The organism is Arsenophonus sp. aPb (genome assembly GCF_029873475.1).
Taxonomy (GTDB): domain Bacteria; phylum Pseudomonadota; class Gammaproteobacteria; order Enterobacterales; family Enterobacteriaceae; genus Arsenophonus.
The window spans coordinates 2,853,505-2,879,004 of the sequence record NZ_CP123499.1 but is presented as its reverse complement, the minus strand read 5'-3'; the positions used below and the strand labels follow the sequence as shown (position 1 = coordinate 2,879,004).

Here is a 25,500-nt window from a genome sequence, read left to right as displayed (position 1 = left end):
GTTATTAGCTCATTTTTATCGATGTAGATAATAATTTTTTCTCACCTACAAAATTACCAATTAAAAAAGCAATCAAACTCAATAATAGTGATGGTACGATGTGATGAAAATTTAAAATTTTAACATCAAACGCGGTAAATAGTGTGTAAGAGAGGGCACCAATGATCATTGAACTTAACGCACCAAAACGATTTGCTCTTTCCCAATAAAGTCCGAGTATTAATGGCCATAGAAAAACAGCTTGTAATCCACCAAAAGCCAGTAAATTTAACCAAATAATCATTTGCGGTGGGTGCCAGGCGGCTAATAGTAATAAAGCACCAAGAATGAGGGTAGAAGCACTTGAGATCCAGGTTAATTTTTTTTCTTTTTTTATCTCATTTGGTGCAATATTTAAATATAGATCTTTTATGATAGTTGCTGAAGATTGAAGCAATTGTGAATTAATTGTTGACATAATGGCAGCCATTGGGGCTGCAAGGAAAATTCCTGCGGCGAATGGAGGTAAAACCGTGATCATTAATGTTGGGATCACCTGATCCGGAATAGTTAAGTTCGGTAAAATGGCTCGACCCAATGCTCCTGCTAAATGCATTCCTAACATTAAAATAACCATTACAATAGTGCCGATAATGATCCCACGGTGCATCGCTTGGCTATTTTTATAGGAAATGCAGCGGACAGCAGTATGTGGTAAGCCAATAACCCCAAAACAGACTAAAACCCAGAAAGAAACCATAAATGGCATGCTAAAGATATCATCAGCCCCTTGTGGTGTAATCAGTTTGGGATCAATCGCTTTTAGTGCCTCTGTTGCCGCGGCCAGGCCTCCCGCCTTGTGAACAGTAGCAACTAGCAGAATAATTGTTCCTAGTAACATAACAAAGCCTTGTAAGGTGTCATTAAGAACACTGGCTCTAAAGCCACCAAAGGCAGTGTAAAGTGCAATCGAGATGCCAAATATTAATAACCCTATTTCATAGGGAATATTTGCCGCTGTTTCTAGCAGACGAGCTCCGCCGATAAATTGAACCGTCATAGCACCGAAGAAAGCGACAAGCAAACTAATACTAGCGATCCATACCAGTAAACGGCTTTGAAAACGAGCATACAGCATGTCATTAAGTGTTACTGCATGATAGCGACGCGCTAAGATGGCGAATTTTTTACCTAAAACGCCAAGCGAGAGCCAAATAGTAGGCACCTGAATTAAGGCAAGTAGCACCCAGCCAAGGCCATATTTATAGGCTGCCCCAGGACCACCTATGAAAGAACTCGCACTAATATAGGTTGCGGTGATAGTCATCGCCAAAACAACCCCACCCATAGAGCGATTACCTAGAAAGTGTTCATGCAAAAATTCGCCTTTTTGGCGTCGCTGATAGGCATAAATAGATAGTAAAAAAACCAATAATAAATAACCGATAAGTGGTAAGAGGATTTCAATTTGCATCTTTATCTTCCAATGACATTTGTTTAAAAATAAATTTAACCATTAAGATACAAAGTAAAATAAAAATCAGCGGTAAATATAAACATGAAAGTTCAAACCATAATGGCATTCCTGTTATACCCACTTTTTCACTGGGCAGGTAGGCAGTCATAATCCAACTACATAAATAAGCAACGGTAAGAAAAACTGACCAACGAGCTTCTTTGTTGGATTGCAGAAAACGTTTGTCCATTGATTCTCCTGGTAGTAAAAATTTAATCTGAGGATTTGTATGTTGGTTATAGATTATATTCAGAAAAGTTATCAAAAATAAGGGTACATTCAGTACCCTATTACAATGAAAGGTAAATAGAAAAGTTTATTCCGATGATCCCAGTTTTTTTTCCAAGTAATGGATATTGGTACCACCTTTGAAAAAATTGCTGTCATCCATAATTTTTTGTTGTAATTCTATGTTAGTTTTAATGCCATCAATGATTAATTCAGATAAGGCATTTTTCATCCGAAGAATAGCAATTTCGCGGGTTTCACCATAAGTAATCAACTTACCAATCATAGAGTCATAGTAAGGTGGAACTGTGTAACCCGCATATATGTGTGATTCCCAGCGTATACCAAAACCACCAGGAATATGGAGGCGAGTAATTTTACCCGGACTTGGCAAGAAGGTATTGGCATCTTCGGCATTAATTCGGCATTCTACTGCATGTCCATGAATTTTAACCTCTTTTTGTTTAATAGATAGAGGTAAGCCAGAAGCAATCCTTAACTGTTCTTTAATCAGATCAACCCCAGTGATCATTTCCGTCACAGGGTGTTCGACTTGAATACGCGTATTCATTTCAATAAAGTAGAACTCGCCATTTTCATAAAGGAATTCGAAGGTACCGGCACCACGATAATCGATATCAAGACAAGCTTTTGCGCAGCGCTCACCAATGCTCTTACGCATATCAACTTTTATACCTGGCGCTGGCGCTTCTTCAACGACTTTTTGATGACGTCGTTGCATTGAGCAATCACGTTCGGCTAAATAAATCGCATTGCCTTGGCCATCAGCAAGTACTTGAATTTCAATATGGCGTGGGTTTTCCAGAAACTTCTCCATATAAACCATACTATTATTAAAGGCCGCTTTTGCTTCAGCGCGCGTCAGGGTAATAGCTTGTTCTAGCTCACTTTCATTACGAACAACGCGCATACCGCGGCCACCACCACCACCAGAGGCTTTAATAATAACCGGGTAGCCAATTCGATTAGCAATCGTTTTATTGGTTTTGATGTCATTTCCTAAAGGTCCATCTGAGCCAGGAACACATGGAACACCGGCTTTTTTCATGGCTTCAATGGCAGAAACTTTATCGCCCATAAGACGAATGGTTTCTGGTTTAGGACCAATAAATATAAAACCAGAGCGTTCTACTTTTTCGGCAAAGTCGGCATTTTCAGATAGAAAACCGTAACCAGGATGAATAGCTTCTGCAGCAGTAATTTCTGCTGCCGAGATGATTGCTGGAATATTAAGATAACTTTCAGCTGAGGCGGCAGGTCCGATGCAGACGGTTTCATCAGCAAGTAATACATGTTTTAAGTCGCGATCAGCGGCAGAATGCACGGCGACAGTTTTTATTTTTAGTTCTCTACAGGCACGTAAGATGCGTAAAGCGATTTCGCCACGATTGGCGATAACAATTTTTTTAAGCATAGGATGCCTCGTTATTCGATGATAACCAATGGCTCGTCAAATTCAACTGCTTCTCCATTTTCCAGAAGAATTGCTTTAACTACACCCGCCTTGTCAGCTTCGATCTGATTCATCATTTTCATCGCTTCAACAATACATAGAGGATCTCCTAGCTTAACCGTTTGTCCGACTTCAACAAATGGTTTTGCTTCTGGACTGGGCGCTCGGTAGAAGGTACCAACCATTGGTGAACGAACAGTATAACCACTGATTTCTGCTTTTTTCTCATTGGTTGTTTCAGGTAAAATTTGAGAAGGTGCTATGGCGTTTGCTAAAGCTGGTTGATGAGTGGTGGGTGCTGCCATATACTGTTGTAAAGTTGGTAAATTCTGCACGATTGTACGGCTAATACGCACTGATTCTTCACCTTCCGAAATTTCTAGTTCAGAAATGCCAGATTCTTCAACAAGCTCAATCAATTTTTTAATTTTACGAATATCCATAAGTTAATTCCGTATTTTTTATTCTTTACATTTATTAGGTTGAGGTTCATCAATGGTTTCTAATTCTTCAACACTTGACAAGAATCTCACCGCAGCTTCTAATGCAAAAATATAACTGTCAGCTCGAAAGCCACAAATGACGCCGTTTGCAATATCGGAGAGATAAGAGTGATGCCTAAATGGTTCACGTGCATAAATATTAGTAAGGTGGATCTCATAAAAAGGAATGGCGACGCTTAATATTGCATCTCGTAATGCCACACTAGTATGTGTTAATGCTGCTGGGTTAATCAATATAAAGTCTACTTTTCCTTGAGCCTGATGGATTTCATTAATAAGCTCATGTTCCGCATTAGATTGAAAATGACTTAATTTAAATCCTAATTGTTTTGCTTTTTGGCTCGTTTGGTTGACAATATCCTGGAGTGTAACAGCACCATAGAATAATGGTTCTCTCGTCCCCAGCATATTTAAATTTGGGCCATTTAACAGCAAAATGTGGAAATTTTTTGTCATTTTGCGGGTATCTCCGACTGATAATTGATAATTTGACAACATAACTCGATGCTAATAGTTTGTCATCTTTTTCTCATAATGGAAACGTTTATTTTGACGACAAAGAGCGATATTATAAACATTTCATAGCAATTAGCAGCAAAATTTTAGTCTAATCAGCAAAGTTGTCTCGAATATTAACCAGTTAACGTATTTTTACCAGTGTTCGGCCAGTGATTTGGTTGTTGAATAACTTATCAGCATAATCAATCACTTTCTCTAACGGGATCTCGGTTGTTGCTAATTGATAAAAACTGTCAGGTAATAAATTGGCTAACCGTTGCCAAATCTGTGGGCGTTTTATCGTTGGAACCATTACAGAGTCGATCCCTTGCAGTCTTATATTACGCAGAATAAAAGGCATCACCGTTGTTGATAACATAATATCAGCGACCAGACCACAGGCTGCTACAGTACCTGAATAGCGCATTTGTGAAATAACCGTTGCTAAAATATTGCCGCCAACAGTATCAATAGCACCTGCCCAGCGCTGTTTTTCTAAAGGATGAGGTATTGTAGTAAACTCTTTACGTAGCAGCACTTGCTGAGCGCCAAGCGCTTTTAAATAATCGATATTACTTTCTCGACCAGTTACTGCGGTGATAGAATAGCCAAGTTTAGCAAGAAGTTGTATTGCGGTACTACCAACACCACCACTAGCGCCAGTCACAAGAATGTTGCCTTTATCACGGGTTACTCCGTTTTCTTCCAAAGCCATTATACAAAGCATGGCGGTAAAACCAGCGGTACCGATTATCATGGCTTGTCGCATCGTCATTTTTTCAGGAATAGCTGTTAACCATTTGGCTGGCACTCGGGCTTGTTCTGCTAATCCACCCCAATGGTTTTCACCAACTCCCCAACCAGTCAGTAAAACTTGTTGGCCGGTTTTAAACTTTGCATCTGTTGAAGATTTAACAATACCGGCAAAATCGATACCTGGTACCATCGGGAATTGGCGGATAATTTTTCCTTTACCTGTAATAGCTAAAGCATCTTTGTAATTTAGTGTAGACCAATAAATATCTACAGTAACCTCTTCCGAAGGCAAAAGTGTGTCGTCGATCGATTTTATATTGGCTTTTAATAGTTGATTTTCTTGTTCTAATAGCAGCGCTTTCATAAATTGTGGCCTTTAAATTTGCATATGGATTCTTCAGTATAAAGTTATTTTCGTTATTTCAGCGGGGATAAAAGTCTCAATGATAAATAAATTGTAAATATGGTTTTTTTACTAGCGCCAATAGGGAGTTATCAGGCAGAATACGGGTTTATTATAGTTAGTTGTAAAAAAATTTTTTCTTCTATAAATAATTACGTGCAGAATTAATATTTACATTTAAATTATTTTTTATTGTTACTTTGATAAAGTATTAACATGGAAGACTTTTATACTTTAAGGTAATATTAAAAAGTGAATTGACCTTGCTTTGAAGCATATGTCAACTAATAATTATGTAGCGTCATATAAACTTAATACAGTGATCTATTTTAATGTAAAATAGTTAAATTTCTTGTTAGAAAGTTTTATATTAAATGCATTAAGTTATTTTTATGAGGGTATTGTTTACTTTATACTGTAATCGATTATAGAAAATAAGCAGTAATAACGGTTTTTTTTGTATTGTAAAAAATTGGCCACTTTTTATTGAAGCGATTTAATTAACTCCTTGTCGTTGCTTCATGTGGTTGGTAAAGTAGACGGATTTTCATTCGTTTCCAGCTTGCAGGATTATCCTTTCGTTATGTTTAAAAAAATTCGTGGCATGTTTTCCAACGACTTGTCTATTGATTTGGGTACCGCCAATACTCTCATCTATGTCAAAGGACAAGGTATTGTGTTAGACGAACCGTCGGTTGTGGCTATTCGTCAAGATCGCGCAGGCTCACCTAAGAGCGTTGCTGCAGTAGGTCATGAAGCAAAACAGATGCTAGGCCGGACGCCGGGTAATATTGCGGCTATTCGTCCAATGAAAGATGGCGTGATTGCGGACTTTTATGTTACTGAAAAAATGTTACAGTATTTTATCAAACAAGTTCATAGCAATAGCTTTATGCGTCCAAGTCCACGCGTCTTAGTTTGTGTGCCTGTAGGTGCGACCCAGGTAGAACGTCGTGCGATCAGGGAGTCGGCACTGAGTGCTGGCGCTCGCGAGGTTTTCTTAATTGAGGAACCCATGTCAGCTGCAATTGGAGCTGGTTTGCCTGTTTCCGAAGCTACAGGTTCTATGGTGGTTGATATTGGTGGTGGAACGACAGAAGTTGCTGTTATTTCATTAAATGGTGTTGTTTATTCATCATCGGTACGTATCGGCGGTGACCGGTTTGATGAGGCGATCATTAATTATGTTCGTCGTAATTATGGTTCATTAATTGGTGAAGCAACTGCTGAGCGAATTAAACACGAAATCGGTTCAGCCTATCCTACAGATCAAGTTTACGAAATTGAAGTGCGCGGTCGTAATTTGGCTGAAGGAGTACCACGTGGATTTACCCTTAATTCGAATGAGATACTTGAGGCGTTGCAGGAACCTTTAACCGGTATTGTTAGTGCCGTTATGCTGGCTTTAGAACAATGTCCACCAGAATTAGCTTCTGATATCTCTGAACGAGGCATGGTGTTAACCGGTGGTGGTGCGTTATTGCGTAATTTGGATCGTCTTTTAATGGAAGAAACAGGCATTCCCGTCATTGTTGCTGAAGATCCATTAACTTGCGTTGCACGTGGTGGTGGTAAGGCATTGGAAATGATCGACATGCATGGCGGTGATCTGTTTAGTGATGACTAGACGTTAGCCAATAGAAGGAGGAACTTAAGGATGGCGCTCCTCCTTACTTTATGTAAAGTGATGTTAATGTTTAACGTTTATTTATTTTTTATTAAAATAACTCATGAAGCCGATCTTTAGTCGAGGGCCATCCCTACAATTGCGTATTATTATTGCGATCGTTGTTGCAATCGCATTGGTTGCTTTTGATCGTCAATTTGATACTTTTAATAAAATACGTAGTTATTTAGATACGGCTGTTAGTCCTTTTTATTTTTTGGCAAATGGTCCGCGCGAACTGCTTGATAATATTTCAGATGCATTGGCGCGAAGAGATCAACTTCTTTTTGAAAATAAGGCATTGAAGAAAGAGGTTTTATTAAAAAAAGCAGATAATTTATTACTTGGACAACTTAAACAGGAAAACGCTAGATTACGTGAGCTATTGGGGTCACCTCTACGTCAGGATGAACACATGATGGTTACTCAAGTGCTCTCAGGTGCAAATACGCCTTATCGAGATCAAATTGTGATTGATAAAGGTTTACATGATGGTGTTTATGAAGGTCAGCCTGTTATTAGTGATAAGGGTGTTGTTGGGCAGGTTATCGCAGTGAGCCAGTTTAATAGCCGTGTTTTACTGATTTGTGACACAACGCATGCATTACCTATACAAGTATTACGTAATGATATTCGGGTGATTGCAGTGGGTACAGGCTGTAGTGATGATCTTCAACTTGAACCTTTACCCGATAATATTGATATACGTATTGGTGATGTGATAGTCACTTCTGGTTTAGGCGGACGTTTTCCCGAAGGGTATCCCGTTGCGATTGTCTCTTCTGTAAAGCATGATACCCAACGTGCTTATACAATTATTCATGCACGACCTACCGCAGATTTACAAAGACTACGCTATCTCCTATTGCTATGGGGAAACTCTAGCGATCCTTCTCATCCTTTACCTCCATCAGAAGTATATCGAGCAGCAAATGAGCGTTTAATGAAGATTCTGCCTCAGGTGCTTCCTAGCCCAAACGAGCTTCAAGGGCCACCGCAACCAGCAACAGAAATTAAAAAAAATGTCGAGCAACCACCTTTGGTCGCTCAATAGGAATTGCTACCGTGAAATCAAGGCAACTAAAGGAAACGTAGAATGGATCAATACCGTGGTAATGGGCGGTGGATCATCTGGCTGTCCTTTTTAATTGCAGTAATTCTGGAACAAATGCCCTGGCCTGAACAGTTTATTTATTATCGGCCCACATGGTTAGCATTAATTTTAATTTATTGGGTTATGGCTTTACCGCATCGAGTTAGTGTAGGCACCGGATTTTTTTTAGGGATCTTAATGGATTTGATCCAAGGTTCAGCGCTTGGTGTACATGCATTAGCCTATAGCATGATTTGTTATTTAGTATCGTATAAACATCAGCTGCTTCGAAATATGGCACTGTGGCAACAATCGCTTGTTATTGCTGGATTATCAGTGGTTATGAATTTTACAATATTTTGGGCGGAATTTCTTTCTTCTCTTGTTTTATTTCATCCTGAAATATTCTGGAATTGTTTGATTAATGCCATCTTGTGGCCTTGGATGTTTTTATTATTGCGCAAAGTTCGACGTCAGTTTTTAGTTCGTTAAAAATGGGCAGCCAACTGTCTATTTTTTCTGAGAGTTTTTTCTATGGTAAATAGAATTTATTTAGCGTCAGCTTCGCCAAGAAGGCGTAAGTTAATTGAACAGCTAGGATGGCTATTTGACATTATTCTTCCTGAGATATCTGAATTATGGTGTGAAGGAGAGACACCCAGTAAGTATGTTATTCGTTTAGCATGTGAAAAATCACAAGCGGGTGTTGATATGGCAACGAAACCCTATCCAGTATTGGGGGCGGATACTATTGTTGTAAATGACGGAACTATTTTGGGTAAGCCTAAAGATGAAAACCATGCTGCGCAGATATTAAGACAACTTTCAGGTAGAACACACCAAGTGATGACTGCAATTGCGTTCTCAGATAAACAGAAGACATTGTATGATTTAGTTGTCACCGAAGTAACACTGCGACAATTAACAAATAAAGAAATCGATCAATATATCTTGTCAGGTGAGCCTATGGATAAGGCAGGAGCTTATGCTATCCAGGGTAAAGGTGGCTGTTTTGTTAGGGGGATTGTCGGAAGTTATCACGCTGTAGTCGGGTTACCGTTAGTTGAAACAGATGAATTATTGACTAAATTTCTAGCGTTAAATAATAGGAAGAAGAGCTATGGTAGCTGAACTATTAGTCAATGTAACCCCCTCTGAAACACGGGTGGCTTATATTGACGGTGGCGTGTTACAAGAAATTCACATTGAGCGTGAAGCTAAAAGAGGAATTGTTGGTAATATTTACAAAGGTCGTGTGAGTCGAGTTTTGCCCGGTATGCAGGCGGCCTTTGTTGATATTGGCTTGGAAAAATCTGCTTTTCTTCATGCCTCTGATATTATGCCGCATACTGAATGCATTGCCGGTGATGAACAAAAAAACTTTCATGTACGTGATATTGGCGAATTGGTTCGGCAAGGGCAAGATATTATGGTACAGGTGGTTAAAGATCCGCTTGGAACAAAAGGCGCTCGTCTAACAACGGATATCACATTACCATCCCGTTATTTAGTATTTATGCCGGGCGCTTCTCATGTTGGCGTTTCCCAACGCATTGAAGGTGAAGAAGAACGAGAACGTTTGAAAAGTATTGTTGAACTATTTTGTGATGAAAATGGTGGCTTCATTATTCGTACTGCGGCAGAAGGGGTTGGTGATGATGAATTGGCTCAAGATGCAGCCTTCTTGAAGCGTTTATGGTCTAAAATTGTTGAACGTAAAAAACGTCACAAATCCCGTATGCAGATCTATGGTGAACTAGCTTTAGCACATCGTATTATTCGTGATTTTGCAGGTGCTTCATTAGACCGGATCCGAGTTGATTCAAAACTGACTTTTGTTTCATTAAAAGATTTCATTGATGAATATGTGCCTGAAATGACAGTAAAACTTGAACTATATCAAGGGCCATTACCAATATTAGACCTGTATGATGTTGAGAAAGAGATTCAACGTGCTTTAGAACGTAAAGTTGAATTAAAATCAGGTGGCTATTTGATTATTGATCAAACTGAAGCCATGACCACCATTGATATTAATACTGGTGCTTTTGTTGGTCACCGTAACCTAGAAGAGACCATTTTTAATACCAATATTGAAGCGTCACAAGCCATAGCGAGACAGTTAAGGTTACGCAACTTGGGTGGTATTATTATTATCGATTTTATTGATATGCTTGATCCTGAGCATCGTCGCCGTGTTTTAGCATCGCTGGAGCAATCATTATTAAAAGATCGGGTTAAAACCACTATTAATGGTTTTTCTCAATTAGGATTGGTAGAGATGACACGCAAAAGAACGCGTGAAAGCCTGGAACATGTTCTATGTGATGAATGCCCAACTTGCCAGGGTAGAGGAACAGTAAAATCAGTAGAAACAGTCTGTTATGAAATTTTACGCGAAATTGTTCGTATAAATCGTACTATCGATGCCAATCGTTTCTTAGTCTATGCTTCACCCGCGGTTGTCGAGGCATTAAATGGTGATGAATCTCATGTATTGGCGGAAGTAGAAATTTTTGTTGGCAAATCGGTCAAAGTCCAAATTGAGTCACTGTATAGTCAGGAACAGTTTGATGTCGTTATGATGTAGTTATGCTAGCGGCTAGATTGCCATTGTAGTAACTTCGTTTGGAAGGAGAGATGGGTGAAACGACTACCTAAGGTATTGGTAGCCATAAGCACAATAATAATACTTATTATGGCATTGGCCATTATTGGATTACGTCTTTTTCTTCCTCAAATTAATGAATATCGAAGTCAACTTGAAGGACAACTTCAAACATTAACGGGAATACCGTTTAAAATTGGTCATATTGAAGGTGAGTGGGTCTCTTTTGGGCCAGTATTAACCATTTCTGATGTCAGTGTCACCACTGAAAAAGTAGATATTAAGGTAAAGAAAGTAAAATTTTCACTTGATATATGGCGTTCACTATTTTCTTTACATCTGCGTTTTCGCGATATTATTTTCTATCAATTAAATGCAGATTGTTATAAACCGCTAGAATTTGTCAGTGAAGGTGATTTTAGTCATTTTGATTTAGATGCTTTAGATGAATTGTTTTTAAAGCAATTTGATTATTTTACGCTGAAAGAAAGTCGTATCACTTTTTTGACGCCATCAGCAGAAAAAAGAACATTAAATATCCCTGAACTGACCTGGTTAAATCAAAATGAATATCATCGAGCACAAGGATTTATTAATCTTGACAATTTTCAACAGCAGCAAGATCAGGATGCCATTCAAATTAAACTCAATCTTCGTAATAAAAATGGTGTGATTAATGAAGGAACCGTTTACTTACAGGCAGATAATGTTAATTTGCGTCCTTGGTTAAGTCGTTGGTTACGTGATAGTACTGGATTACAGAATGCAGTATTTAGCCTTTCTAGCTGGATTAGGATCAAAGAAAGCCGTATCGAAGGGGGGCAACTACAACTGCATCAGGGGCAGGCAAATTGGCGGGTTGATGAACAAGAGCATCAGTTGGCTGTTGATGATTTATTGCTGACCCTGCATCGCCAAGAAAATGGTTGGTTATTTAATATTCCTCAGTTACAACATTTAAAAACCGATCAACAACAATGGCTTGAAGGTCAAATTTCGCTCCTCTATTTACCCCAATCAATAGCAGATGAAAATCTTTGGCGTATACGGGTTAATAATATTCAATTAGAACGATTAAGATCTATTTTGCCTATTTTCTCTTTTTTCACGCCTGAATTTATCAGTGATTGGCAAAAACGTCAGCCAAAAGGTCAACTCCTCGCGCTGGCATTGGATATTACTCCTGACAAGCCAGAAAAGGCGTTAATTGATGTAACCTGGCAAGATATTAGCTGGATACGTTGGAAAGATTTGCCCACAGTTAGCCATTTTAGTGGTTCATTGCGAGGGAGTCAGCAAGGTGGGGTATTTTCATTTAACTTAAATAACAGTTTTATCGAATATACGCCGATGTTTAAAGCACCATTAGAAATTTCTGCTGGACAAGGAACGATTTATTGGTCGGAAGAAAACAATTCACGCCAGATTTGGAGTGAGAATTTGCAGTTACAAGCAAAATCACTATCGACAACCGGCGATTTTCGTTATCTAACAACGAAAGATCAGCCACCGATATTAAGCATTTTGGTTGGCGCACAATTGACCGATGCCGGTGATGCATGGCGTTATTTTCCCACAACCTTAATGGGTAAAGATTTAACTGATTATCTGACAAAAGCAATTATTGCCGGTCATGTTGATGCTGCCACTATGGTTTTTCATGGTGATCCGGCTGATTTTCCTTTTAAAAAGAATAACGGACAATTTCAAGTTTTTGCGCCGCTACGAGATGCGACTTTTAAATATCAACCTGATTGGCCAACAATTTTTGATTTAGATATCGATCTTAATTTTGAACGCAATGGACTTTGGATGTCAGCGCCTAATGTAAAATTAGGTGATGCTACAGGGTTAGATCTTAGCGCCAGTATTGCCGATTATAGTCAGTCGAAATTATTAATAAAATCAAATATTAGTGGTGATGGAAAAGCGATCCATAATTATTTTAATTACAGCCCGATGGAGGGTTCGATTGGTAAGGCATTAGATGCAGTGAAAATAAGCGGTAATATTAGTGGTAAATTGATGCTAGATATTCCGTTAGAGAAGAATAGTGGCAGTGTGATTGCAAGTGGTCAAGTTGATCTTAAAAATAATGATGTCGATATTACAGCTATTGATAGTCAGTTGAAACAGCTAACAGGACGTTTTTATTTTCGTAATGGTGATTTGAAAAGTGAAAAATTGCAAGCTTTATGGTTTGGCCAACCGATAAATTTAACATTCAATACCACTAATCAGCGGCAGAATTACCAGATCAATGTTAATGTTGACGGTAATTGGCAAGCTAAAAAAATAGCCATTTTGCCTAAATCGATTACACGTCACCTGGCAGGTAGCGCAGCCTGGCAAGGACAGGTTAATATTGAATTGCCCAATCAGCTAAAGCGAAATCCAACCTTATCTATTGCGCTGAATAGCAAATTAGGCCAGCTTAACAGCAAACTTCCTGCTTTGGATTCCCAGCTACTAAGGCAATTAGGTGATATGCAAATTCGTGCCAGTGGTGATACCCGGCAATTGCAAATTTATGGTGATGTTGGTCAACAAGTTAGCTTTAATAGTCAATGGCAATTTACTGGCAAGCAAATTCGTTTACTAAAAGGGGCTATTCAGCCTTACATACCAAAACGCGTTGTTCTGCCAGATAGTCCGTTAATTATGATCAATTTACCTGAAATAAATGATTCGAAATGGCTTTCATGGTTGGCTTCGTTTTCTTCATTAAATTCAGCGCCAAAAAATTATGGTAAATCATTTGTGATACCGGATATTGCTATTGTTAACTTACCAAAAATTACTTTTGCTAACCAGCAATGGAATAATATGGTATTTACCATTAATAAAACGGCGGAATTGACAAAAATTGTTGCTCAGAGCGATATGTTAAAGGGAAGTTTAACTATTCCGAAGCAGGGTAACTGGCAAGCTAAGATTAACTATCTTTATTTCAATCCAGAAACTTCATCCCAACAGCAGAATTACGTAGCAACAAATAAAGTTGCGCAAAGATATGATATTTCAGCTTGGCCCAATATAGATATTTATTGCTCGGAATGCTGGGTTGCCGGCTATAAACTTGGCGAGCTTAAAGCGCAAATTATTCGGAATAGACAAACGCTTATTTTAAAAGAGGGATCGTTAATAAATAGTGCCACAAATTTGAAAATCTCTGGTATATGGCAGGCAGATCAACAAAACAGTACAAGTATAAGAGGGATATTAAAAGGTAATCGCTTTGATGATCTAGCTGCTTATTACGGCATACTAGTGCCTATTAAACAGGCACCCTTTAAAATTGATTTTGATTTAAATTGGGCAACAGTGCCATGGCAACCTGATGTTAGCAGTTTGAACGGTAATTTGAGTTTTAATTTGACTAAGGGAGCAATCGCTCAGATGGGTGGTGGTGGTGCCGGTCAGTTGTTACGTTTTGTCAGTTTCGACGCATTGCTACGTAAATTGCAATTGGATTTTAGTGATACTTTTAGTGACGACTTTGCGTTCGATTCCATTCGTGGCAGAGCTAATATAAAAAATGGTATCTTAAATACCGATGATTTTTATATTGATGGTTTAATGGCTGATATTGCAATACATGGCAAAATTAATTTAATTCGTCGTGATATGAATTTAGAGGCTATTATTACCCCTGAAATTTCAGCCACGGTAGGTGTTGCAACGGCGTTTGCGGTTAATCCACTAGCCGGTGCAGCCGTGTTTGCTGCGACTAGAGTATTGGGGCCATTATGGAGTAAAATATCGGTTATTCGTTATCGAATTACCGGTAGTCTGGAACAACCAAAAATTGATGAAACTTTGCGTCAATTGAAGGAGAATCAACAGGATGACAAGTGACAATATTGCACTCTTACAATTGTGTAGTGGTAAAAATACTAAACATAACCTTGCTCAGATAGAGCAACAAATTAAACAATTGCCGAATAGTGTGAAATTGGTTTTAACACCGGAAAATGCACTGTTGTTTAGTGATAATATCAGTTATCGTACTTTTGCTGAATTACAGGGAGAAGGTCCTTTACAAGGTGCAATTGCTGAAATGGCTCGCCATTATCAAGTATGGATATTGGTGGGCTCTATGCCATTAATTAGTCGAGAAGATCCTGAACTTATTACGAGTAGTAGTCTGTTATTTGATGATAATGGTGAAATTCGCGCTCGCTATGACAAAATTCACATGTTTGATGTGAATATTATTGAAGATGAACAAGGTATTTATAATGAATCTTCAATTTATCAACGTGGTGAACATATTACCGTTGTTGATACACCGGTTGGCCGTTTAGGAATGACGATTTGTTACGATTTACGTTTTCCCAGCCTGTTTCAGGCTTTAAGAAAGCAAGGGGCGGATCTTATAGCTGTGCCCGCTGCTTTTACCCGTTTAACTGGTGAAGCACACTGGGAGCCACTTTTAAAAGCCCGTGCGATAGAAAATCAATGTATTATTATAGCGCCGGCACAAATAGGTGTGCATGGTCAACGTCGTACTTGGGGTCACTCAATGGTGATTGATAGCTGGGGCAATATTCTACAAGAAAATGCAGATGCAGTTAGCGCATTAACCCTTAATATTGATAAAGCTAAAGAAAGCCTAATTGGTGTCCGTGAACAGATGAAAGTCGTAAAACATAATCGCTTCCGTACCAGTTTGATGCCATTGATTCAGCACGAAACAAAATAGAAAGAGTAAATAAATATGAGTTTAACCTCTGTTAGTGAATATTTGCTGACATCAAACGATCTCAATCATCAACATCTGCAAGAGGTTTTAGGATCACTCGCAGAGCGACATTTAGATTATGCCGATCTCTATTTTCAGTCGAGTTGTCATGAAGCATGGGGGTTGGAAGACGGAATTATTAAAAGAGGATCCTACAATATTGATCAGGGTGTAGGTATTCGTGCTATTCGTGATGATAAAACCGGGTTTGCTTATGCTGATCAGATTACTTTACAGGCATTACAGCAAAGTGCCAATGCAGCACGAAGCATCGTAAATCAAGGGGAAAAGGGTAAAGTAGATCTAATCAATCCGGTTGATTTTAAACATTTATATTCTGCAATTGATCCTCTTCAAACAATGAGCCCGGAAGAGAAAATAGCCTTGTTGCGGCGTGTTGATCAGGTTGCCCGGGCCGAAGATCCTCGTGTGCAAGAGGTTGATGTAACGCTATCTGGTGTTTATGAACATGTACTTATCGTAGCAACAGATGGCACGTTAGCGGCTGATATTCGCCCACTAGTACGCTTATCTGTTAGTGTGTTAGTTGAACATGATGGCAAGCGTGAGCGGGCAGGCAGTGGCGGTGGTGGTCGTTATGGTTACCAATATTTTCTTGCAACAGAGCAGGGTGAAGTTCGGGCGGAATATTATGCCCGAGAGGCTGTACGTATAGCATTGGTTAATCTTGCCGCAATTGCTGCACCGGCAGGAACAATGCCTGTGGTACTAGGGGCTGGTTGGCCAGGGGTTTTACTACATGAGGCTGTTGGCCATGGTCTTGAAGGCGATTTTAATCGTCGTGGAACATCTATCTTTAGTGGCAAAATAGGTCAACAAGTTGCTTCATCACTTTGTACCGTAGTTGATGATGCGACGCTAGTCGGGCGTAGAGGATCTTTAGCCATTGATGATGAAGGAGTGCCAGGTCAATATAATGTCTTGATTGAAAACGGTATTTTAAAAGGTTATATGCAAGACAAAATGAACGCACGCTTGATGGGTGTTTTGCCAACTGGCAATGGTCGCCGTGAATCTTATGCGCATTTGCCGATGCCTCGGATGACAAATACCTATATGTTAGCAGGACAGTCAACCCCCGAAGAGATAATAGCCAGTGTAGATCGTGGAATTTATGCACCCAATTTTGCTGGTGGACAAGTTGATATTACCTCTGGCAAATTTGTGTTTTCGACTGCAGAAGCTTATTTGATCGAAAAAGGGAAGATTACGCAGCCGATAAAAGGAGCAACATTAATCGGTGCGGGGAGAGATGCAATGCAGCAGATTTCCATGGTTGGTAATGATCTCAAACTTGATAGTGGGATTGGTGTTTGTGGTAAAGAAGGGCAAAGTGTTCCTGTTGGTGTTGGCCAACCAACATTAAAGCTCGATGGTATTACGGTTGGTGGAACTGCATAATAAAATTTTTGGATTATTGGATGAATAAAAAAATTGTTATCTTGGTAATATTAGCCATATTAATAGGGGCAGGCATTTACTTTAAATGGAATAGTCTGCACCAGGCAGAAGTTATCGGGCAAAAGGTAAAGCCAACAGCTGTTCACAATATTGACCAGTTAACTGCACAGCAAAATGTGGTTAATTATTTACGGCAATATCATAGATTACCTGACTTTTATATCACGAAAAGAAAAGCGCAACAAAATGGTTGGAGTCCAAGAGAAGGTAATTTATGTCAGGTTGTGCCGGGTAAAGCAATTGGTGGCGATAGATACAACAATCGAGAAAAAATGCTACCTTCTACGCCAGACCGCCAATGGTATGAAGCTGATATCAATTATCACTGTGGTCATCGAGGGAGTGATCGGCTGCTTTACTCATCAGATGGATTGATTTATGTAACGTTAGATCATTATAAAACCTTTTCAAGAGTGAATTAAATGATGCATTGTGTTGAGTTTGATTTTCGTGAAATAGACAATCTGACTGATTTTTATCAAAAAGCGATATTAGCTTTTGAATTGCCAAAATGGTTTGGCCAAAATTTAGATGCATTGTGGGATGTGTTGACTGGAGAAATTGCTTTACCGGTAGAGGTTATTTTTTCTCATATAAATCAGCATCAGTTAACAAAATTTGTTGAAGTAATAACGGTTTTTAGAGAAGCGGAACAAGCATTGGGAGGGCAATTAATATTTCATTGTCGCGCCTCCCAATCTGATCCAGCTTAGGCACTTTCAGATAGTGTTTTTAGGTACTGAAAGAGTTGACGATAGGCTTTAGCCGGTTTATTTGCCTCTCTTTCTTTTTTACAATTACGTATTAATGTACGTAGCTGTTGACGGTCAGCTAAGGGAAATAAACGCATTACATCTTCAATCGCATTATCGCCATTCTCTAGTAATTGATTACGTAAAGTTTCAAGCTTATGTAATATGGCGATTTGTTGATTGTGCCGATTTTTTAGCTTATCCAACGCATCATAAATAGGTTGAGGATCTTGCGCTCTGAGTAATTTACCAATAAATTGTAACTGGCGTCGCCGTCCTTCACGCTTAATTTTTTGCGCTAATTCAACGGCTGCTAGTAGTTCATCATCAAGGGGGATTCGTTCTAGTTCATGTTTACTAAGTTCAACCAGTTCAGCTCCCAGCTTTTTTAGCGCTTCGGCATCACGCTTGATTTCGCTTTTACTGACCCAGATGATTTCATCCTTATCGAGATTATCGGCGTTATCATCGAACCAGTTATCGGGCTGTTTTGCCATTGCGGCTTTCCTCTTAGCAAGACGTAGTATTATTTTATTTCAGAATAATCTGTCGTCAGGTATGTTAACATCTTATCTCTATTGTAACTGGGAAAATAGATTTAATGCTATAGAGGATTTATTTTCTGCTGAAGATAGGTATTGGTTGAGTTGATTTTATTTTCTATTTTTGGATGATATCAATGAGTTTGACGGAACAGGTTTTATTACAACGTAAACAATTAGAAGAAACGGTTGCATATGCATTATCATACGCTAAAGAGCGTTGTGATGCGGCTGAAGTGGCGATTAATAAATCAACAGGTATCAGTGTAAGTACCCGTTTTGGTGAAACTGAAAATATTGAATTTAATAGTGATGGTGCTCTCGGTATCACGGTTTATCATAAGCGACGTAAAGGCAGTGCGTCATCTACTAATTTACATCCAGAAGCTATTAAGCGTACTGTACAAGCCGCTATTGATATTGCTCAGTATACCTCAGAAGATCCCTTTGCGGGTTTGGCAGATGCTGAACTTTTGGCTTATCAATCGCCTGATTTAAAACTCTTTTATCCCTTTGATATTGATGCCGAAAAGGCAATCCAATTAGCAAGTCAAGCAGAGATGTCTGCTTTAAATGCCGATAAAAGGATTAAAAATACCGAAGGTGGAAGCTTTAATAGTCATTATGGTATCAGAGTGTATGGTAATACTCACGGAATGTTACAGAGTTATTGCTCCAGTCGCCATTCAATGTCAAGTTGCGTGATTGCGCAGGATGATGATGGTATGGAACGTGATTATGCTTATACCGTTGCCCGTCGACTAGAGGATTTGCAATCACCACAATCGGTTGGACAGGAGGCTGCTCGCCGAACTGTAGCCCGGCTTTCACCGCATAAATTATCGACTATGAAGACACCGGTCATTTTTGCTGCTGAGGTCGCAACCGGTTTATTTGGTCACCTGGTTGGCGCGATTAGTGGTACAAGTATTTATCGAAGATCCTCTTTTTTATTAGACAGCCTGGGTAAGCAAATTTTTCCTGCTTGGTTAACCATTCAGGAGAACCCTCATCGGATTGGTGGGCTTGCGTCATCTCCTTTTGATAGTGAAGGCGTCAATACAACCCAACGTAATATTATTGAGCAAGGAATGTTACAAACTTGGTTACTGACCACCTATTCAGCACGTAAGCTTGGCTTGCAGAGTACTGGTCATGCTGGTGGTATTCATAACTGGCATATTGCAGACCAAGGATTAGATTTTGCTGCTTTATTAAAAGAAATGGGGACAGGATTGGTTGTCACCGAATTGATGGGGCAGGGAGTTAGTTCGGTAACGGGGGATTATTCGCGAGGAGCAGCCGGGTTTTGGGTTGAAAACGGAGTAATACAATATCCTGTCAGTGAAATTACTATTGCCGGTAATTTAAAACAGATGTGGGCTAATATTGTAACAATAGGCAACGATATTGAAACGCGCAGTAATATTCAATGCGGTTCAGTATTATTGTCAGAAATGCATGTGGCTGGTCAATAATTAATTATTACTAATAAATTGCTGTTGCAGACTGAGAAAATTGGTTAAAACTAGCCGATTAAAGTAGCGTTCATCTTATCGCAACAGCCAACATTGGCTGCTACGATAGAGTCAGCCTTTTTGTAGCAGTGAGCCCATTAGCATTTAAGTTGTGGCAGAAAGATTTTAGCTACAATTTGCCACAGCATCTTATATTAGCCTTTAAAAATAGAGTTAGCTGATAGAGCTTAATAGCAATGAAAGGTGATTTTGCTGACGAATAGCGTTGATGTCGTTAAATTTCGGCAGAAAATTTATTAGTCTTCTTCAAGTTTATGATGAAAAAGTTGAATAATTGCTGCCAGTGCTTGTTCTTCATCTGGACCCGTTACTTCAAGATCGATATAACTTCCTTGTTCAGAATCTAGCATCAACATCGCTATAACACTATCTGCTTGAGCTTCTATATTATGACAGTTGCGTAAGAGCACCGTAGATTCAAACTGTTGGATCAGTTCACAAAGCATTATTGCTGGCCTAGCATGTATACCCTGCTGGTTCTTTATAATAATGCGATGATAGACGGTCATGACTTTCTTTTTTCCAACGTTCGATGACGGGACTGAACATTTTTACCTCTAGAGCGAAAGTAATCAGCCAGTTGTTCAGCAACATAAACTGAACGGTGCTTACCTCCGGTACAACCGATAGCAATGGTCAAATAGCTACGGTTATTCGACTCTAACATGGGTAACCATAACTCAAGATAACTACGTGTTTGATAAATAAAGTTATGCACTTCTGTATGTCGATCAAGGAAGGCGGCAACAGGACGATCGAGACCTGTCATAGGGCGTAATTTGGGATCCCAGTGTGGATTAGGTAAAAAACGTACATCGAATACGTAATCTGCATCGATCGGAATACCATGCTTAAAGCCAAAGGACTCGAATACCATAGTCAATTCACGTTCTCGTTTACCTAATAAACGAGCTCTTAGCATTTCAGCTAGTTCATGCACCGACATTTCAGATGTATCGATGACTAAATCAGCTCGTGAACGTAAAGGTTCTAATAAATCATTTTCCTCATCAATCGCATTTTCTAATGATAACTTTTTGCTGGTGAGTGGGTGTAGACGGCGTGTGTCACTATATCTTCGGATCAACGTGTTACGATCTGCATCAAGAAAAAGTAATTGCGGGGAAAAACTAGTAGGTAAATTTTTTAACGCTTTTTCAAAAATTGCTGGGTCGTCGGGCATATTGCGAACATCAATACTCACAGCAGCTGAAGTTTGTCGTTCAGCCAGCGTATTGGCTAATTCTGGCAGTAAAATAACAGGCAAATTGTCAACACAATAAAAACCCATATCCTCCAGCGCTCGTAGAGCAACAGATTTACCTGAACCAGAACGGCCACTGACTATCATCAGCACCATGAGTAATACCCCTTAAGTTTGTTCACAATAAAAAAATCATTATTTTGGGTACAGATTTTTTAAGTCGTTATTCAGTAATGATTTTATAGAGTTCTTCATTACTTTGCGCAGCGCGTAAACGACGACATAAGTTCTTGTCAGCCAACCGTTTGGCAATTAAAGAGAGTGTATGTAAATGAGTTTTACATTGCTCCGAAGGAACTAATAATGCAAACAGCAAATCAACAGACTGATTATCAATGGCATCAAAAGCGATTGGTTCATCCAAATGAAGAAATACACCCACTGCGTCGGATGAATTACTGTCATTTAATTTGCCATGTGGGATTGCAATACCCCCACCAATACCGGTTGTGCCGACTTTTTCACGGGTTAGTAATGAGTCAAAAACGACATTTTCAGGCACATTCAGTTCAATAGCAGCAACTTCACTAATAATCTCTAGTGCTTTTTTTTTACTCGTACAATGTACATTATTTAGTGTACATGATGGTGTTAATACCGAGCTTAATGATAATTTTTTTTCACTGTTCATTGGATTTATTCACTTAGGGCAATTATACCAGATATCGATAATCAATATCTGGTATGAACGATACTAGCATCAATAATCTATATTTAGTGTCATAGTGCCCTTGTTGTTTAATAACACAAATTAATGTTGTTTCAATTTTTCTTTATATTTAGTAAGCTGACGTGCCATTTTTTCTACCATGGCATCAATAGCAGCATACATATCATCTTCTTGAGCAGAAGCATGGAGTTCTGCTCCATTCACTTTCGCTGTTGCTTCAGCAATCTGATTAAATTTCTGTACTTTTAAAATTACATGAATACCATTGATATGGTCAAAGTGTTGTTTAAATTTTGAACACTTTTCTTCAACGGTTTGGCGTAATGCTTCGGTAATTTTAATATTTTGTCCAGTAATTTGAAATTCCATAGTATCTTCCTTCTCAGTTAATTCAAATCAGTTTTTTACGCTGATTAGAGGGCGGAATGGATAGAGACTCTCGATATTTAGCAACTGTACGACGAGCAATTTGAATACCCTGTTCTGCTAGTATGCTCGTTAATTTGTTATCACTCAAGGGTTTTACAGGGTTCTCTGCCGCAATGAGTTTTTTTACTAGCGCGCGTATAGCGATAGAAGACGCTTCTCCTCCTGTATCAGTGTTAACATGGCTAGAAAAAAAGTATTTAAGTTCAAAAATACCTCTTGGACTATGAAGGTATTTTTGCGATGTGACACGTGAAATTGTTGATTCGTGCATATCAACCTGATAAGCAATATCCGCTAATACCATAGGTTTCATATGCTCTTCACCATATTCAAAAAATTCTTGCTGATTTTCAACAATACATTGGGCAACTTTTAATAAAGTTTCATTACGACTTTCTAAACTTTTTATCAACCATTTCGCTTCTTGTAAGTTGTTACGGATGAATTGGTTATCTTCTTCATTACCAGAGTATTTGCCTAGAGAAGCATAATATTGATTAATTTTTAAACGTGGAATGTTTTCAGTATTTAGTGCTACTTGCCAGTCATTATCTATTTTGCGAACCAGAGCATCTGGGATAATATATTGTGGCTCTTTAGTTTGAATGATTTGCCCAGGTTTAGGATCTAATCGTTGGATCATATCGATAACTTCTTTCAAGACCGCTTCTTTTAATTTAGTTTTCCGACTAAGTTGCCGAAAATCACGATTGCCAAGTAATTCTAGATAGTTATTAATTATCAGTTTAGCTTCTTTTAGAAAAGGAGTCTCGCTAGGTAACGCTGATAACTGAATAAGTAAACAGTCTTTCAAATTTTTTGCTGCGACGCCAATTGGATCGAAGTGTTGGATCCGTTTTAATACAATTTCAACTTCTTCCAGGGTAATATCGGTTAGTGCCAAACCGGTGTAAATATCTTCAATAGTGGTGCTTAAATAGCCGGAATCGTCGACAGCATCAATAATGGCGGTGGCAATTGCTGCATCTATTTCAGTAAAGGGTGTCAATGACGCTTGCCAGGATAAATAATCTTGTAGTGTTTGCAACGTTTCCCCTTGGTAGAGAGGAAAATCATTGTCGCTAAAATTATTGGTTAAGCTTGGATAGCTATCTGAAGTATAAATTTCTTCCCAATTAGTATCTAAGGGTAATTCGTCAGGCATATCATTTTGTTCAATTGCTTCAAAACTATCTAGTGCCGCTGGCTCGTTATCATTAATATCTGATGTTTCGATTTCCTGGTAGAGGTCATCTTGTTCAAGCAAAGGATTGGTTTCAAGCGCTTGCTGAATTTCGTGCTGAAGTTCTAATGTTGAAAGTTGCAACAAACGAATCGCTTGTTGTAGCTGTGGTGTCATCGCCAACTGCTGACTGAGTCGGAGTTGCAAACTCTGTTTCATAAAATTGGCTTAACCTCTTGGGAATAACATAATAAAAAAACTTACAACTTTAATGAGTTAGGGTTAGAGGCGAAAACCTTCTCCCAAATAGACACGTTTGACTTGCTCATTTTCTAAAATCGCTTTAGGGGTTCCATGAGCGATAAGATGACCTTGACTTACAATGTAAGCACGTTCACAGACATCTAATGTTTCTCTCACATTATGATCGGTTATTAATACACCTAAACCATAATCTCTCAAGTGTTGGATTATTTTTTTTATATCTAATACTGAAATTGGATCAACACCCGCAAAAGGTTCATCTAAAAGAATAAATTTAGGATTAGCCGCCAATGCTCGGGCTATTTCCACTCGGCGGCGCTCCCCACCAGAAAGCGATTGACCGAGATTATTTCTCAAATGAGTAATACTAAATTCTTCCATCAATTCTTCGGCACGTTGTTGCTTTTCTTCGGAGGTTAAATCTTTACGAATTTCTAATACAGCCATCAGATTATCGTAAACGTTTAGCCGGCGAAATATTGAGGCTTCTTGTGGTAAATAACCTATTCCTCTACGAGCCCGTTCATGCAGAGGCAACAAACTAATATCTTCATCGTCGATAGCAATTTTTCCAGTATCACGAGGAACGATCCCAACTACCATATAAAAGGTTGTCGTTTTACCTGCACCATTTGGCCCTAGTAAACCAACGATTTCACCTGAACTGACTTCTAGGCTAACATCTTCAACAACCTTACGGTTTTTGTATGTTTTTGCCAAATGTTTTGCAGTTAATTTAGCCATTTTTATTATTTACTCTTACTATTATTTGTGCTTTTTACACCAGGGCCTTTTTCTTGTAATTGAGAAGGTAACAATATGGTCGTTACTCGTTTCCCTTTATCGCTAAACGCTTCCATTTGCTGGGTTGGGACTAAATAGGTAATTTTGTCACCTTTAATATTACTATCTAGTTGTTCAAGATAAGCATTACCCGTTAGGATAACCAGCTCTTTCTCCATTTCATAACGCATTTTATCACTATGACCTTTGATCGGTTTACCATCATCTTGTAATTGATAGAAGGTCGCTGGCGTACCATAGGCTTCGACAACCATCTTTTTTGCATCGCCGTTCGGACGAGTAACAACGACTTTATCAGCTCGAACATCTATAGATCCTTGTTTTATGACAACATTTTCTGTAAATGTGGTAATGTTTTTTTCTAAATCAAGCGACTGTTTGACTGAATCAATCTGAATGGGTTGTTGAGAGTCACTTTTCAGCGCTACTGCTGGCAAGCTTAATATGAATATTGAGCTAGTAAGTACTACATTAATGAAGATCTTTTTTGCCAATATCATTTTAGTGGTTTCCTTCGGGAGCTGTTTGCTTATTTGGGATTTCGTAATAGGTCTTAACATCTTCAATTAACTCTGCGGTATGGGTTCGCATATTACCGCGCATTTTCATACCCACTGATCGTAAACCGATACCAATTACCGTCACTTTATCATTGGATGAAACATCCTGGGTAATTAGGTTAACGATGGCACTTTCTGTCAAAATTTGTTGTAAATCTGAAGTTGGATTTAAGCTATTTACTTGAACATTACCATATAAATAGAGCATATTGTCGCTCGTTAATTTGGCTTTATTGGCGCGTATGGCCCAAGTAGGAATACTTTTGGTGTCGTAGGTTGTTAATACTGGATTAATAAACCAACTAATTTTACTACTCGAATAGTGGTGTGTCTCATCCGTTATCAACTTATAAGCCAATTTGCCCATTGGGTCATAGACATGAGTAACGGCATTGGCAGTTTGATAATTTGGTTGACTATTTTCAATCATAGCAGGTGCTTTTGATTGATTAAAATCAGCTAAGTTCCAGCCAATAAGCGCTAAAACAATCAGTGTTAATATAATGTTAAGCCAAAACTTAAATTTGCTCATTTGTCGTTTCAT

Annotated in this window: 26 protein-coding genes; 11 read left to right on the top strand and 15 right to left on the bottom strand. The window is 38.8% G+C overall.

Annotation, left to right across the window (positions count from 1 at the left end; genetic code table 11):
- Positions 1–4 precede the first annotated feature (4 nt).
- The 6 genes from panF to QE177_RS12900 form a co-directional block, all read right to left on the bottom strand.
- The gene (gene panF / locus QE177_RS12925) at positions 5–1,453 is read right to left on the bottom strand and encodes a sodium/pantothenate symporter (protein WP_280550273.1); all 1,449 of its coding nucleotides are present in this window, start codon (positions 1,451–1,453) and stop codon (positions 5–7) included.
- A complete protein-coding gene (locus QE177_RS12920; protein ID WP_280550272.1) occupies positions 1,443–1,685 on the bottom strand; it encodes a YhdT family protein in 243 nt (80 codons plus the stop codon). The genes panF and QE177_RS12920 overlap by 11 nt, the downstream gene beginning before the upstream one ends.
- A gap of 126 nt (positions 1,686–1,811) precedes the next feature.
- Complete coding sequence (gene accC / locus QE177_RS12915; RefSeq protein ID WP_280550270.1) at positions 1,812–3,158, bottom strand: acetyl-CoA carboxylase biotin carboxylase subunit; 1,347 nt, start codon at positions 3,156–3,158, stop codon at positions 1,812–1,814.
- 11 nt (positions 3,159–3,169) lie between these two features.
- Positions 3,170–3,640: an acetyl-CoA carboxylase biotin carboxyl carrier protein gene (gene accB / locus QE177_RS12910; protein WP_280550268.1), complete on the bottom strand. Its 471-nt coding sequence runs from the start codon at positions 3,638–3,640 to the stop codon at positions 3,170–3,172.
- An 18-nt stretch (positions 3,641–3,658) separates the two neighbouring features.
- Entirely contained in the window at positions 3,659–4,156 is a 498-nt protein-coding gene (gene aroQ / locus QE177_RS12905) for a type II 3-dehydroquinate dehydratase (protein WP_280550266.1), read from the bottom strand.
- A gap of 184 nt (positions 4,157–4,340) precedes the next feature.
- On the bottom strand, positions 4,341–5,318 hold the full coding sequence (locus QE177_RS12900; protein ID WP_280550264.1) for an MDR family oxidoreductase: 978 nt from the start codon (positions 5,316–5,318) through the stop codon (positions 4,341–4,343).
- Between the two features lie 622 nt (positions 5,319–5,940).
- Between QE177_RS12900 and mreB the strand changes: the two genes are divergently transcribed.
- The 10 genes from mreB (at position 5,941) to QE177_RS12850 (ending at position 17,663) form a co-directional block, all read left to right on the top strand.
- Positions 5,941–6,984 (top strand): rod shape-determining protein MreB, encoded by a 1,044-nt coding sequence (gene mreB, locus QE177_RS12895; protein ID WP_026821343.1) that lies wholly within the window; start codon positions 5,941–5,943, stop codon positions 6,982–6,984.
- A 103-nt stretch (positions 6,985–7,087) separates the two neighbouring features.
- Positions 7,088–8,077 (top strand): rod shape-determining protein MreC, encoded by a 990-nt coding sequence (gene mreC, locus QE177_RS12890; RefSeq protein WP_280550260.1) that lies wholly within the window; start codon positions 7,088–7,090, stop codon positions 8,075–8,077.
- 42 nt (positions 8,078–8,119) lie between these two features.
- Positions 8,120–8,608: a rod shape-determining protein MreD gene (gene mreD, locus QE177_RS12885; protein WP_280550258.1), complete on the top strand. Its 489-nt coding sequence runs from the start codon at positions 8,120–8,122 to the stop codon at positions 8,606–8,608.
- A gap of 42 nt (positions 8,609–8,650) precedes the next feature.
- Positions 8,651–9,247, top strand: coding sequence for a Maf family protein (locus QE177_RS12880; RefSeq protein WP_280550256.1), 597 nt, complete (start codon positions 8,651–8,653; stop codon positions 9,245–9,247).
- Complete coding sequence (rng, locus tag QE177_RS12875; RefSeq protein WP_280550254.1) at positions 9,237–10,706, top strand: ribonuclease G; 1,470 nt, start codon at positions 9,237–9,239, stop codon at positions 10,704–10,706. The genes QE177_RS12880 and rng overlap by 11 nt, the downstream gene beginning before the upstream one ends.
- A 54-nt stretch (positions 10,707–10,760) precedes the next feature.
- Entirely contained in the window at positions 10,761–14,582 is a 3,822-nt protein-coding gene (yhdP, locus tag QE177_RS12870) for an AsmA2 domain-containing protein YhdP (RefSeq protein WP_280550253.1), read from the top strand.
- Complete coding sequence (nit1, locus tag QE177_RS12865; protein WP_280550251.1) at positions 14,572–15,429, top strand: deaminated glutathione amidase; 858 nt, start codon at positions 14,572–14,574, stop codon at positions 15,427–15,429. The genes yhdP and nit1 overlap by 11 nt, the downstream gene beginning before the upstream one ends.
- Before the next feature lie 15 nt (positions 15,430–15,444).
- Positions 15,445–16,890, top strand: coding sequence for a metalloprotease TldD (gene tldD / locus QE177_RS12860; protein ID WP_280550249.1), 1,446 nt, complete (start codon positions 15,445–15,447; stop codon positions 16,888–16,890).
- A gap of 20 nt (positions 16,891–16,910) precedes the next feature.
- A complete protein-coding gene (locus QE177_RS12855; RefSeq protein ID WP_280550247.1) occupies positions 16,911–17,372 on the top strand; it encodes a ribonuclease domain-containing protein in 462 nt (153 codons plus the stop codon).
- On the top strand, positions 17,373–17,663 hold the full coding sequence (locus QE177_RS12850) for a barstar family protein (protein WP_280550245.1): 291 nt from the start codon (positions 17,373–17,375) through the stop codon (positions 17,661–17,663).
- Here QE177_RS12850 and yjgA read toward each other — a convergent pair.
- On the bottom strand, positions 17,660–18,199 hold the full coding sequence (yjgA, locus tag QE177_RS12845; RefSeq protein WP_280550243.1) for a ribosome biogenesis factor YjgA: 540 nt from the start codon (positions 18,197–18,199) through the stop codon (positions 17,660–17,662). The two genes, QE177_RS12850 and yjgA, sit on opposite strands and share 4 nt — an antisense overlap.
- 182 nt (positions 18,200–18,381) lie before the next feature.
- Between yjgA and pmbA the strand changes: the two genes are divergently transcribed.
- A complete protein-coding gene (pmbA, locus tag QE177_RS12840) occupies positions 18,382–19,722 on the top strand; it encodes a metalloprotease PmbA (protein ID WP_280550241.1) in 1,341 nt (446 codons plus the stop codon).
- Positions 19,723–20,018: 296 nt separating this feature from the next.
- Here pmbA and npr read toward each other — a convergent pair whose 3' ends face one another.
- From npr to lptC, 8 genes are all read right to left on the bottom strand, one after another.
- On the bottom strand, positions 20,019–20,291 hold the full coding sequence (gene npr / locus QE177_RS12835) for a PTS phosphocarrier protein NPr (protein ID WP_280550239.1): 273 nt from the start codon (positions 20,289–20,291) through the stop codon (positions 20,019–20,021).
- Positions 20,288–21,142: an RNase adapter RapZ gene (gene rapZ, locus QE177_RS12830; RefSeq protein ID WP_280550237.1), complete on the bottom strand. Its 855-nt coding sequence runs from the start codon at positions 21,140–21,142 to the stop codon at positions 20,288–20,290. The genes npr and rapZ overlap by 4 nt, the downstream gene beginning before the upstream one ends.
- A 67-nt stretch (positions 21,143–21,209) precedes the next feature.
- Positions 21,210–21,677 (bottom strand): PTS IIA-like nitrogen regulatory protein PtsN, encoded by a 468-nt coding sequence (gene ptsN, locus QE177_RS12825; protein ID WP_280550235.1) that lies wholly within the window; start codon positions 21,675–21,677, stop codon positions 21,210–21,212.
- Positions 21,678–21,797: 120 nt separating this feature from the next.
- A complete protein-coding gene (gene hpf, locus QE177_RS12820; RefSeq protein WP_280550233.1) occupies positions 21,798–22,085 on the bottom strand; it encodes a ribosome hibernation promoting factor in 288 nt (95 codons plus the stop codon).
- Between the two features lie 22 nt (positions 22,086–22,107).
- The gene (gene rpoN / locus QE177_RS12815) at positions 22,108–23,547 is read right to left on the bottom strand and encodes an RNA polymerase factor sigma-54 (protein WP_280550231.1); all 1,440 of its coding nucleotides are present in this window, start codon (positions 23,545–23,547) and stop codon (positions 22,108–22,110) included.
- Positions 23,548–23,610: 63 nt separating this feature from the next.
- The gene (lptB, locus tag QE177_RS12810) at positions 23,611–24,336 is read right to left on the bottom strand and encodes an LPS export ABC transporter ATP-binding protein (RefSeq protein WP_026821360.1); all 726 of its coding nucleotides are present in this window, start codon (positions 24,334–24,336) and stop codon (positions 23,611–23,613) included.
- A 5-nt stretch (positions 24,337–24,341) separates the two neighbouring features.
- Positions 24,342–24,896 carry a lipopolysaccharide ABC transporter substrate-binding protein LptA gene (gene lptA / locus QE177_RS12805; protein ID WP_280550227.1) on the bottom strand — a complete coding sequence of 185 codons (555 nt, stop codon included), beginning with the start codon at positions 24,894–24,896 and terminating at the stop codon, positions 24,342–24,344.
- Position 24,897: 1 nt separating this feature from the next.
- Entirely contained in the window at positions 24,898–25,488 is a 591-nt protein-coding gene (gene lptC, locus QE177_RS12800; RefSeq protein WP_280550225.1) for an LPS export ABC transporter periplasmic protein LptC, read from the bottom strand.
- Positions 25,489–25,500 lie beyond the last annotated feature (12 nt).

Bases quoted from the DNA above. Each gene is read 5' to 3' on its own strand.
- QE177_RS12850 (WP_280550245.1), top strand. From the start codon at position 17,373: ATGATGCATTGTGTTGAGTTTGATTTTCGTGAAATAGACAATCTGACT.
- rng (WP_280550254.1), top strand. From the start codon at position 9,237: ATGGTAGCTGAACTATTAGTCAATGTAACCCCCTCTGAAACACGGGTG.
- lptA (WP_280550227.1), bottom strand. From the start codon at position 24,896: ATGATATTGGCAAAAAAGATCTTCATTAATGTAGTACTTACTAGCTCA.
- mreD (WP_280550258.1), top strand. From the start codon at position 8,120: ATGGATCAATACCGTGGTAATGGGCGGTGGATCATCTGGCTGTCCTTT.
- nit1 (WP_280550251.1), top strand. From the start codon at position 14,572: ATGACAAGTGACAATATTGCACTCTTACAATTGTGTAGTGGTAAAAAT.
- tldD (WP_280550249.1), top strand. From the start codon at position 15,445: ATGAGTTTAACCTCTGTTAGTGAATATTTGCTGACATCAAACGATCTC.
- rapZ (WP_280550237.1), bottom strand. From the start codon at position 21,142: ATGGTGCTGATGATAGTCAGTGGCCGTTCTGGTTCAGGTAAATCTGTT.
- QE177_RS12900 (WP_280550264.1), bottom strand. From the start codon at position 5,318: ATGAAAGCGCTGCTATTAGAACAAGAAAATCAACTATTAAAAGCCAAT.
- ptsN (WP_280550235.1), bottom strand. From the start codon at position 21,677: ATGAACAGTGAAAAAAAATTATCATTAAGCTCGGTATTAACACCATCA.
- mreB (WP_026821343.1), top strand. From the start codon at position 5,941: ATGTTTAAAAAAATTCGTGGCATGTTTTCCAACGACTTGTCTATTGAT.
- accB (WP_280550268.1), bottom strand. From the start codon at position 3,640: ATGGATATTCGTAAAATTAAAAAATTGATTGAGCTTGTTGAAGAATCT.
- hpf (WP_280550233.1), bottom strand. From the start codon at position 22,085: ATGGAATTTCAAATTACTGGACAAAATATTAAAATTACCGAAGCATTA.
- QE177_RS12855 (WP_280550247.1), top strand. From the start codon at position 16,911: ATGAATAAAAAAATTGTTATCTTGGTAATATTAGCCATATTAATAGGG.
- lptB (WP_026821360.1), bottom strand. From the start codon at position 24,336: ATGGCTAAATTAACTGCAAAACATTTGGCAAAAACATACAAAAACCGT.
- accC (WP_280550270.1), bottom strand. From the start codon at position 3,158: ATGCTTAAAAAAATTGTTATCGCCAATCGTGGCGAAATCGCTTTACGC.
- aroQ (WP_280550266.1), bottom strand. From the start codon at position 4,156: ATGACAAAAAATTTCCACATTTTGCTGTTAAATGGCCCAAATTTAAAT.
- QE177_RS12920 (WP_280550272.1), bottom strand. From the start codon at position 1,685: ATGGACAAACGTTTTCTGCAATCCAACAAAGAAGCTCGTTGGTCAGTT.
- mreC (WP_280550260.1), top strand. From the start codon at position 7,088: ATGAAGCCGATCTTTAGTCGAGGGCCATCCCTACAATTGCGTATTATT.
- lptC (WP_280550225.1), bottom strand. From the start codon at position 25,488: ATGAGCAAATTTAAGTTTTGGCTTAACATTATATTAACACTGATTGTT.
- panF (WP_280550273.1), bottom strand. From the start codon at position 1,453: ATGCAAATTGAAATCCTCTTACCACTTATCGGTTATTTATTATTGGTT.
- rpoN (WP_280550231.1), bottom strand. From the start codon at position 23,547: ATGAAACAGAGTTTGCAACTCCGACTCAGTCAGCAGTTGGCGATGACA.
- yjgA (WP_280550243.1), bottom strand. From the start codon at position 18,199: ATGGCAAAACAGCCCGATAACTGGTTCGATGATAACGCCGATAATCTC.
- QE177_RS12880 (WP_280550256.1), top strand. From the start codon at position 8,651: ATGGTAAATAGAATTTATTTAGCGTCAGCTTCGCCAAGAAGGCGTAAG.
- npr (WP_280550239.1), bottom strand. From the start codon at position 20,291: ATGACCGTCTATCATCGCATTATTATAAAGAACCAGCAGGGTATACAT.
- pmbA (WP_280550241.1), top strand. From the start codon at position 18,382: ATGAGTTTGACGGAACAGGTTTTATTACAACGTAAACAATTAGAAGAA.